Below are 8,281 nucleotides of genomic sequence, written 5' to 3'. Positions count from 1 at the left end.
TGCGCCCGCCCCTGGGCCTCCAGCACGGCGGGATGATCGCCATGCCGGCCGGCCAGTTCATTGGCCAGCGACAGTGCCTTGAGGGGCTCGTTTTGCTGGAGGCGGAGGTTGATCAGGGACACGCCCGGCCGCACTGCGCCCTTGTTTTTCTCCCACGCCGTCTCCAGCCATTTTTCCGCCCGGGCCCGGTCGCCCTGGCGGGCGGCGAGGCGCGCCAGGGCCATCATTGCCCCCACGTGCGTGTTGTTCTGCTTGAGCGCGGCGCGGTAATGCCCCTCGGCCGCGGCCCAATCACCCTTGGCTTCGTCCAGACGGGCGAGATTGAGGTGGGCGGTTACAAACCTGGGGGAGACTTTCAGCGCCTGGGAAAAGGCTTTGCGGGCGGCGGCGTGGTCCCCTTTGCCCAGATAGGCCGCGCCTTTCATGTTCAAGGGGATGGGGCTGTCGGGCAGCTTGGCCGCAAACTGGTCGGCGGCTTTGAGCGCGGCATCAAACTCCTTGCGTTGAAGGTGCGCGAGGACGAGCAGGACGTCGGCCTGCACGGAGCCCTGGTTCAGGTCCACGGCGGACTGCAAGGCGGAAACGGCCTGATCGCTCTCGCCGCCGGAGAGGTAGCCCAAGGCCAGTTGGGTGCGCAGCACGGAGGCATCGGGGGCGAGTTCCACGGCTTTTTCCAGCAGGGCGATGCCTTTGTCGGCCTCTTTTTTTCGCAAATAGGCGCCACCGAGCAAAGACAACACCTGGGGATCGTCCGGGTACCGGTCGCGGATCACATCCAGGGTTTCTATCACCCGGTCCGGTTCGCCTTTTTTCAACAACACGGCGGCGTAGAGCTTGCGGCCCGGCAGATGATCCGGGGTCAGGGCGACGAATTTTTCCAGCGCCAGGGCGGCCTGTTCCAGCTCACCGCGCTGAAAATAGATGGTGCCCAGCAGGAGCAGGCTGGGGCCGTGGGAGGGCGCCACCTGCACCACCCGCTGCAGGGCGTCGCGGGCGGCGTCCCTGTCGTTCTGAAAAAAGGCGGACAGGCCGGTGAGATAGTGGGCAATGGGATGGTCGGGCATGGCCTTTTTGACCGCCTCGATGTCGGCCCCGGCCGCTTTGAAGTCCCGCAGCCCCAGCAACATCAGGGCGCGGCCGAGATGGGCGGTGATGTTGTCCGGCTCGCGCTCCAGCACCTTGCCGTAACTCACCGCGGCGCCGGGAAAATCCCTTTTGCGGCGCTGGAGTTCGGCATTCAGGAACCACGGTTCGGGCGCGTCGCCGAAACGCTGGAGCGCGGTGGCCACGTGTTTCCCGGCGGCGGCCTGATCACCCCGGGCCAGCGCCAGGCGCGCCTGCCCCAGCACGGCTTCTTTTTCGTCGGGGTTGAGCGCCAGCGCGTCCTGGAAGGCCTTGGCGGCCTCATCCCATTGCTGCAGGCCGAGACGGGCATGACCGCGCAGCGCAGCGGCGGCCGCCTGCGCGGCGGCGCTGGCATTTTCGGGGACCGGCACCTCATCCAGCGCGCGCTGGAACTCACCCAGCAGAATATAGGCTTTGCCCAGCACCAGGCGGACGTCGTCAGGCCCGCCACCCGCCTGCGCCGCCCGGCGGGCCTCTTTCTCCGCCGCGGCGCCGTCGCCGAGACGCAGATAGACCCGGGCCAGCAACAGGCGGGCGGCGGCGCTGTCGGGGTTTTGCTGCAAGGCGTTCTTGAGCTGGATCACGGCGGACCGGTACTCGCCCTTTTGATAGTAGTTCCGGGCGTCTTTGAGATAGTCGTCCAGGTTCGCCGCCCTGGCGCCGGCCGCCGCCAGCAGCAGCGCCATCAGCCCCCCGAAAACAAGGTGTGCACTGTATTTTCTTTTCATAATCATCCGGTCCGATGTCCTCTCAGGGAATGGGAGAATAGCACGAATCCCGCCGACCCACGGAACCCCTGTGCCGGGTACGCGATCAGGTTTTGAGACCGAACTTGTTCAGTAAATCATACAGCGTCGGCCGGCTCACCCCCAGCGCTTCGGCGGCCTGGGAGATGTTGCCTTCATACAGGCTCAGCGCCCGCTGCACCGCCGCCCGCTCTGCGCGGTCGCGCACGGTGCGGAGATTGAGTTCCAGTCGTTCCCCTTGCTCGGGCACCTCCAGCTCCAGCTCTTCGGCGCTGATGCGGTTGCCCTCGGCCATGATGACGGCGCGCTTCACTTTGTTTTCCAGCTCGCGCACATTACCAGGCCAGCGGTGGGCGGCGATGGCGGCCACGGCGTCCTGGGCGAAGCCGCGCAGGCTGCGGCCGTTTTGTTCGGCGAAGCGGTGCAAAAAGGTGCGGGCCAGGAGGATGGCGTCTCCGTCCCGCTCCCTGAGGGGCGGGATTTTTACGGTGATTTCACTGACGCGGTAGTACAGGTCTTCCCGGAAATCGCCGCTTTCCACCCGCTTGGGCAAATCCCGGTGAGTGGCGCAGACCACGCGCACGTCCACAGGAATTTCCTGCCGCCCGCCCAAGCGCTCGATGACGCGCTCCTGCAGAAAACGCAGAAATTTCACCTGCAGGGCCATGGGCAGGTCGCCGATTTCATCCAGAAACAGGGTGCCGCCGTCGGCGTATTCGATTTTGCCCTTGGTCTGCTTGGCGGCGCCGGTGAAGGCGCCTTTTTCGTAGCCGAACAGTTCGCTTTCCAGCAGGGTCTCGGGAATGGCGGCGCAGTTCAGGGCAACGAAGCGCTTGTCTTTGCGGGGGCTCAGATCGTGCAGCGCCCGCGCAATCAGTTCTTTGCCGGTGCCGCTCTCGCCCAGCACCAAGGTGGTGGCGTCGGTGGGGGCGACTTTTTCGATGGTGCGGCACACTTTGAGCATCTGCGGGCTGGCGGCGATCAGCCCGGCCAGGGGCGAGTCGGTCCCTTTGGCCGCCAGGCGGCGGTTTTCCTGCTCCAGTTGATAAAGGCGGTAGGCCCGCCCGACGATGAGGGCCAGGATGTCCGGCTCGACGGGCTTTTGGTAGAAATCGTAGGCCCCCATGCCCACGGCTTTCACCGCGTTTTCCCGCTCCTCGTTGCCCGAGACCATGATCACTTTGGTGTCGGGCGCCAGGGCCAGAATCTGCTCCAGGGTGGCCAGGCCTTCGCTGGCGCCGTCGGCGTCCGGCGGCAGGCCCAGGTCCAAGGTCACCACCGGCGGCTCGTAACGCCTGAGTTCGGCAATGGCGCTGTCCCGGTCGCCCGCCACCTTGACATCGAAACCCTCGAAGGCCCATTTGAGCTGGCTCTGCAAACCCGGATCGTCCTCCACCACGAGCAAACTCGGTATGTGCCGCTTAGCTGCCATAATGTCTTCCCTACACTACTGATTCGCTGCCGCAGCCGGCGCCGCGCCGGCCAGGGGCAGATAAATTCGAAAACAGGTGCCCCGCCCCGGCGCGCTGTCCACCTCCACCCGCCCGCCGAGCTGCTGCACCAGTTCCCGGGCTTCGTACGCGCCTATGCCCATCCCCCCCCGGCCCTTGGTGCTGACGAAGGGTTTGAACAGACGCTCGCGCACGAAATCCGCATCCATGCCCGAGCCGGTGTCTTCCACCTCGATACGGGCCATTGCGCCCTCTGCGGCCAGACGCACGGTCACGCTGCCGTCCGCCGCCGTGGCATCCTGGGCGTTTTGCACAACGTGACCCAGCACGTCCGCCAGGCGGTCCCGCCCGGCCCGGATGCTGAGGGCCCCGCCGGCGCACTTTAGCACAGGCGCGGGGGCATCGGCGGCGCGGGCGGTGACTACCTCTTTGAGCAGCGCGCCCAGCTCCAGTTCTTCAACGGCGCCGGAAACGGCCCCGCCCCGGAGCTGCGCCAGCAGGCGGCTCATTTTCTGGCTGGCGTTATCCACGGTGGCAAAGGCGTCGTCCACGAAGGCGGGATTGTGCTTGTGTTTGGCGGCATTGCTGACCACCAAAGAAAGCTGGGCCACGACGTTTTTCAGGTCATGCATCAAAAAGGCGGACATGCGGCTGAAGGCCTCGAACTGGCGCGCCTCGGCCAGGGCTTCGGCGGCCTCGGTCTGGGCCAGGTAGCTGGCCGCCTGACGCCCGGCGGTTTTGAGCAAATCACTGTCTTCCCAGTTGAAGGAGCGCGGGGCGCGGGGCGCCAGCAAGACTACAAAACCCACCAGCCGCTCGTGTTGCATCAGCGGCACCACCAGCCAGGCCCGCGTCCATGCCGCCAGCCAGCTGGGCACAACCAGGCCGGCGTAGGCTTCCGGGCTGAGCTCGATTTCATCCAACCGTATCACCCATTGTTTGTGCGCCAGGAAGCGCGCCAGGGAGCCGTCTTCCGGCTCCGACTGGCCGGCGTATTCGGAGGCGTTCGCACACGCAACATAGTGAAACTGGCCGTCGCGCAGCCACCACAGGCCACCACCGGGGCTGTCAACGATATCGGCCAGGGCGATGATGGTTTGGGGGCCGATGTCACGGGGATCGGCCTCCGACAGGGTTTTGATGAAGCGCAGCCATTCTTCCCGGTAGTCGTATTTGTAGTTGAAAAAATGCTTGTTGAGAAACACCTTGAGCCGGGCCTGGGCCGCACCGGAAAACATCAGCATCACCAGCACCATGAGGGCGCCGAACAGGAATACCGCCTGGGCCACATGACCCCAGTCACCGCCGAACTCGCGGATATACCAGCCCCCCACCGCCATCACCAACAGGTAGATGCCGGCCCCCACCAGGGTGACGGTGTGCATCACCACGCGCCTGGAGACGAACACGTCCAAAGACCAGTCGGGATTACGGGCGGCGGACAGGGCGATGAGCGGCATCACCACGGCGTTGACCAGGCCCCGCGCCTGCCACAACCCGGCGTCGATGCGTTTAAACAGCAGGGCGTCGGCGTACATGAAGAAATCGTAGGCATACAAGCCGCCGATGCCGAAACACAGGTATTTGATGGCCCAGCGCTTGTCCGGGCGGGTGTTGCGGAACAGTTGCTCGACGATGGCAAGCCCCACTACCGCCAGCAGCAAATGGCCGAACAGCCGCCCCTCCACATGAAACACGGGCACGCCGGTGCGCTCACCCAGCCAGGGATAGACCACCATCACCAGCGTGATGAAGGCCAGGACAGCCAGACCCGCAGCCCAGCGCCGCGAGCGTGGATCCCAACGGCCCTCGGGGTTGAGCAGCTTGAGCAGGAACAAGGCCCAGCCCACATCCCGCAGCAGCTCGAAGATGTCCACCCCCAGCAGCAACACGGGGGTGTCCATGCGGGTGGCGAACACCGCCGCCAGAGCCGCCCACAGGGCGGTGAACACGGTGGCCACCACCAGCAGACCGCCCTGCAAACGCCCCCGCCAGCTGGTCACCAGCAACAGCGCCAGCAAGAGGTAGACTGCGGTGGCGATGCCGTAACTCGCTGCCCCCAGAACAAACACCGGTTCAGACCTCACCAAGTGCGGCGCGAACACAGCCGGGATGGGAGGGGCAAGGCGCCGCCGTGACAGCGCCGCTCAGCGCGCCCCCCGGCCCCACAGCACCACTTCGGCCGTGTGAAGCAGGATAAGAAGATCGAGAAACAGGCTGTAGTTCTTGACGTAATACAAATCATATTGCAGCTTCTGGGCGGTTCCCTCTTCAGAATCCGCATAGGGAAAACAAATTTGCGCCCAGCCGGTGATGCCCGGCTTGACGCGGTGGCGCTCCGCATAAAACGGGATACCCGCCGCCAGCTTTTCCACGAACACCGGGCGCTCCGGCCGCGGCCCGACGAAGCTCATATCCCCCTTCAGCACATTGAACAACTGGGGCAGTTCGTCGATGCGGGTGCGGCGCATGAAGCCGCCCACCCGGGTGATGCGCGGATCCCGTTTGGAGGCAAAGCGGGCCTTGCCGTCGGCTTCCGCGTCCACCTGCATGCTGCGGAACTTCAGCACCTGAAACAAGCGCCAGTTTTCCCCCACCCGCACCTGGCCATAAAAAACAGGCCCCTTGCCTTTGCTCTCTATCAGGATAGCCGCAGCGGCCAGCAACATCAGCGGCCAGACCACCGCGAGCAGCAGCAAGCTGATCCCCACATCGAACGCACGCTTGGTCACCACCCGCAGGGCGCCGTAACGGAACCCGTCGGAAAAGATCAGCCAGCTCGGCTGCATGAGGTCCAGCATCACCCGGCCGGTCTGGCGCTCGAAAAAGGTCAGGATGTCCACCACATCAATGCCGGCCATGCGGCAATCGAGAATTTCATGCAAGGGGAAGCCTTTGCGCCGGTCCTGCACCGCCACGACGATTTCATCCACTTTGAGCGCCTGGGCCAGTTCCACCAGTGTGGTGTCCCGGCGGATCACCAGCTCCGGCGCCACCTCGTCGTGCTCCCCGGGAATGTGCACATAGCCCACCAGCCGGCAGTCCCGCCAGTCGCTGCGGCGGCGCAGCCGCTCGGAAATATGGGCCGCGCGCCTGCCCGCCCCCAGCACCAGGACACGGCGCTTGAGGGTTTCCTGGTCGATGACATGAAAAAACACCAACCGGGTGATCACCACCCCCACCAGCCCGGCGACGAAAGCGGCGCCGAAAACCCCGCGGCCGAGCAGCAGATCGGGAAAGACGAAAAACAGCAGACTGAGCACGGCAACGGCCACAATGCCGCTGAGGGTGATGCGCAGCGCCATGCCCCCGAGCCCCTCGCGCAGATTGCGCTGATACAGGCCCATGCCCACCATGGTGAGCTGGAAGCCCAAAGCGAAAACGACGGCCTGGGGCCACAGCGAGGCCACATCGTCCCACGCGGCAGGGAATTGCTGAAAGCGGATCCACACGCCGACATAAACCGCCCCGAGCAGAATGCAGAACTCCACCAGTCCGAGTACGAAAAAAGACCGCGGCACAAAATGGCCGAATAGCTTGATCAACGCTCTCTCCCTAATGCGTCCGTGTTTTGGCTTGTGGTGCCGGCAGCCCGGCCGACATCAGCGTTCCCGGCCAGGGCGGCGGGCACGCTCACATGTGCTGGTCGATACCACGTTTTCTGAGCCCCCAGGCAAACAGGGAAAACACCCGCCGGTTGGCCTGACGCAAACGCCCCACCAAGGTATAAATCAATTCTTTGAATATGGGATACCCCAGTTCGGGGTGATCGTCCAAAAACACCAACAGGCGCTCTCCCGCCATCACCGCCAGCTCACTGTCTGTCAGGGCCACCACCGTGGCCGAGCGCGGTTCGTGGTCAAACAAGGGCAGTTCGCCGAACACCTGGCCGGCACCCAGGTCACTGAAGCCGGGATGCACCGTGCGCTCCGCGTCCAGGTCCACATTGCCCACCACCCGCACGGTGCCGTCCAGGATGAGGTAGACATCCCGCGAGTCCTCGCCTTCGGTGAACACGGTCTGATTGGCCTTCAAATGCCGGCGGGACCAAAAGTCGCCCTCCCTGAATTCCGGATGTTCCAGCAATTTATGAAGCGACCCGCCCACGGCGTCACCTGCCTGACATGAGGATGGACTTAAGCATTTTCTCACAATTTCCGGCAGCGGTGACGTTACCCTTGGGGATTTGCTATTCTTGCCGCCGCACTGCGCCGCTAATTTATTCGGCCGTATTGGTTTTTTTTACAGTTCGTGACGGGCGCCGGGGATAACCGGCGTGGCAGGGAAACGTCTCAAAGAACGTCAGGAAACACAATGAAAGTGACAATTTTTGGTTCGGGCTACGTTGGACTGGTGACCGGTGCGTGCCTGGCTGAAGTCGGCAACGAGGTGCTCTGCGTCGACATCGATGAGCGCAAAATCCAACTGCTGCAAAACGGGCAAATCCCTATCTTCGAACCCGGCCTGGAGAACCTTGTCGCCAAAAACAGCGGCACCGGCCGCCTGCGTTTTACCACCGGTGTGGCCGAAGGGGTGGCCCACGGCCTGTTCCAGTTCATCGCCGTGGGCACGCCGCCGGACGAGGACGGCTCCGCCGATTTGCAGTACGTGCTCGCCGTGGCCCGTTCCGTGGGCGAGCACATGGACGACTACCGCATTATCGTCAACAAATCCACAGTGCCCGTGGGCACCGCCGACAAAGTGCGCGCGGCGGTTCACGAGACTTTGGCACAACGGGGGGCCAGGCTGGAATTCGACGTGGTGTCCAACCCTGAGTTTCTCAAAGAAGGCGCTGCCATCGACGATTTCATGCGCCCCGACCGCATCATCGTGGGCACCGACAACCCCCGCACCACCGAGCTGCTGCGCGCCCTGTACGCGCCCTTCAACCGCAATCACGAGCGGCTCATCGCCATGGACATCCGCTCCGCCGAGCTGACCAAATACGCCGCCAACGCC

Annotated in this window: 6 protein-coding genes; 1 reads left to right on the top strand and 5 read right to left on the bottom strand. The window is 64.3% G+C overall.

Annotated elements, in window-relative coordinates:
* The 5 genes from prsT to ENJ19_03330 all read right to left on the bottom strand — a co-directional run.
* Positions 1–1,859: PEP-CTERM system TPR-repeat protein PrsT (prsT, locus tag ENJ19_03350; GenBank protein ID HHM04761.1), on the bottom strand; the 1,859-nt coding region annotated here is incomplete at its 3' end.
* 79 nt (positions 1,860–1,938) lie between these two features.
* Positions 1,939–3,306: a PEP-CTERM-box response regulator transcription factor gene (gene prsR / locus ENJ19_03345; protein ID HHM04760.1), complete on the bottom strand. Its 1,368-nt coding sequence runs from the start codon at positions 3,304–3,306 to the stop codon at positions 1,939–1,941.
* Between the two features lie 12 nt (positions 3,307–3,318).
* A complete protein-coding gene (gene prsK / locus ENJ19_03340) occupies positions 3,319–5,385 on the bottom strand; it encodes a PEP-CTERM system histidine kinase PrsK (GenBank protein ID HHM04759.1) in 2,067 nt (688 codons plus the stop codon).
* An 84-nt stretch (positions 5,386–5,469) separates the two neighbouring features.
* The gene (locus tag ENJ19_03335; GenBank protein HHM04758.1) at positions 5,470–6,867 is read right to left on the bottom strand and encodes a TIGR03013 family PEP-CTERM/XrtA system glycosyltransferase; all 1,398 of its coding nucleotides are present in this window, start codon (positions 6,865–6,867) and stop codon (positions 5,470–5,472) included.
* Between the two features lie 88 nt (positions 6,868–6,955).
* Entirely contained in the window at positions 6,956–7,555 is a 600-nt protein-coding gene (locus ENJ19_03330) for a cyclic nucleotide-binding domain-containing protein (GenBank protein ID HHM04757.1), read from the bottom strand.
* Positions 7,556–7,636: 81 nt separating this feature from the next.
* Between ENJ19_03330 and ENJ19_03325 the strand changes: the two genes are divergently transcribed.
* A partial coding sequence (locus tag ENJ19_03325; protein ID HHM04756.1) for a UDP-glucose/GDP-mannose dehydrogenase family protein occupies positions 7,637–8,281 on the top strand: 645 nt, incomplete at its 3' end.

This window comes from Gammaproteobacteria bacterium (genome assembly GCA_011375345.1).
Lineage (GTDB): Bacteria > Pseudomonadota > Gammaproteobacteria > DRLM01 > DRLM01 > DRLM01.
Note: the sequence above shows the minus strand (reverse complement) of the source record. Positions and strands in the feature narration are given on the sequence as shown.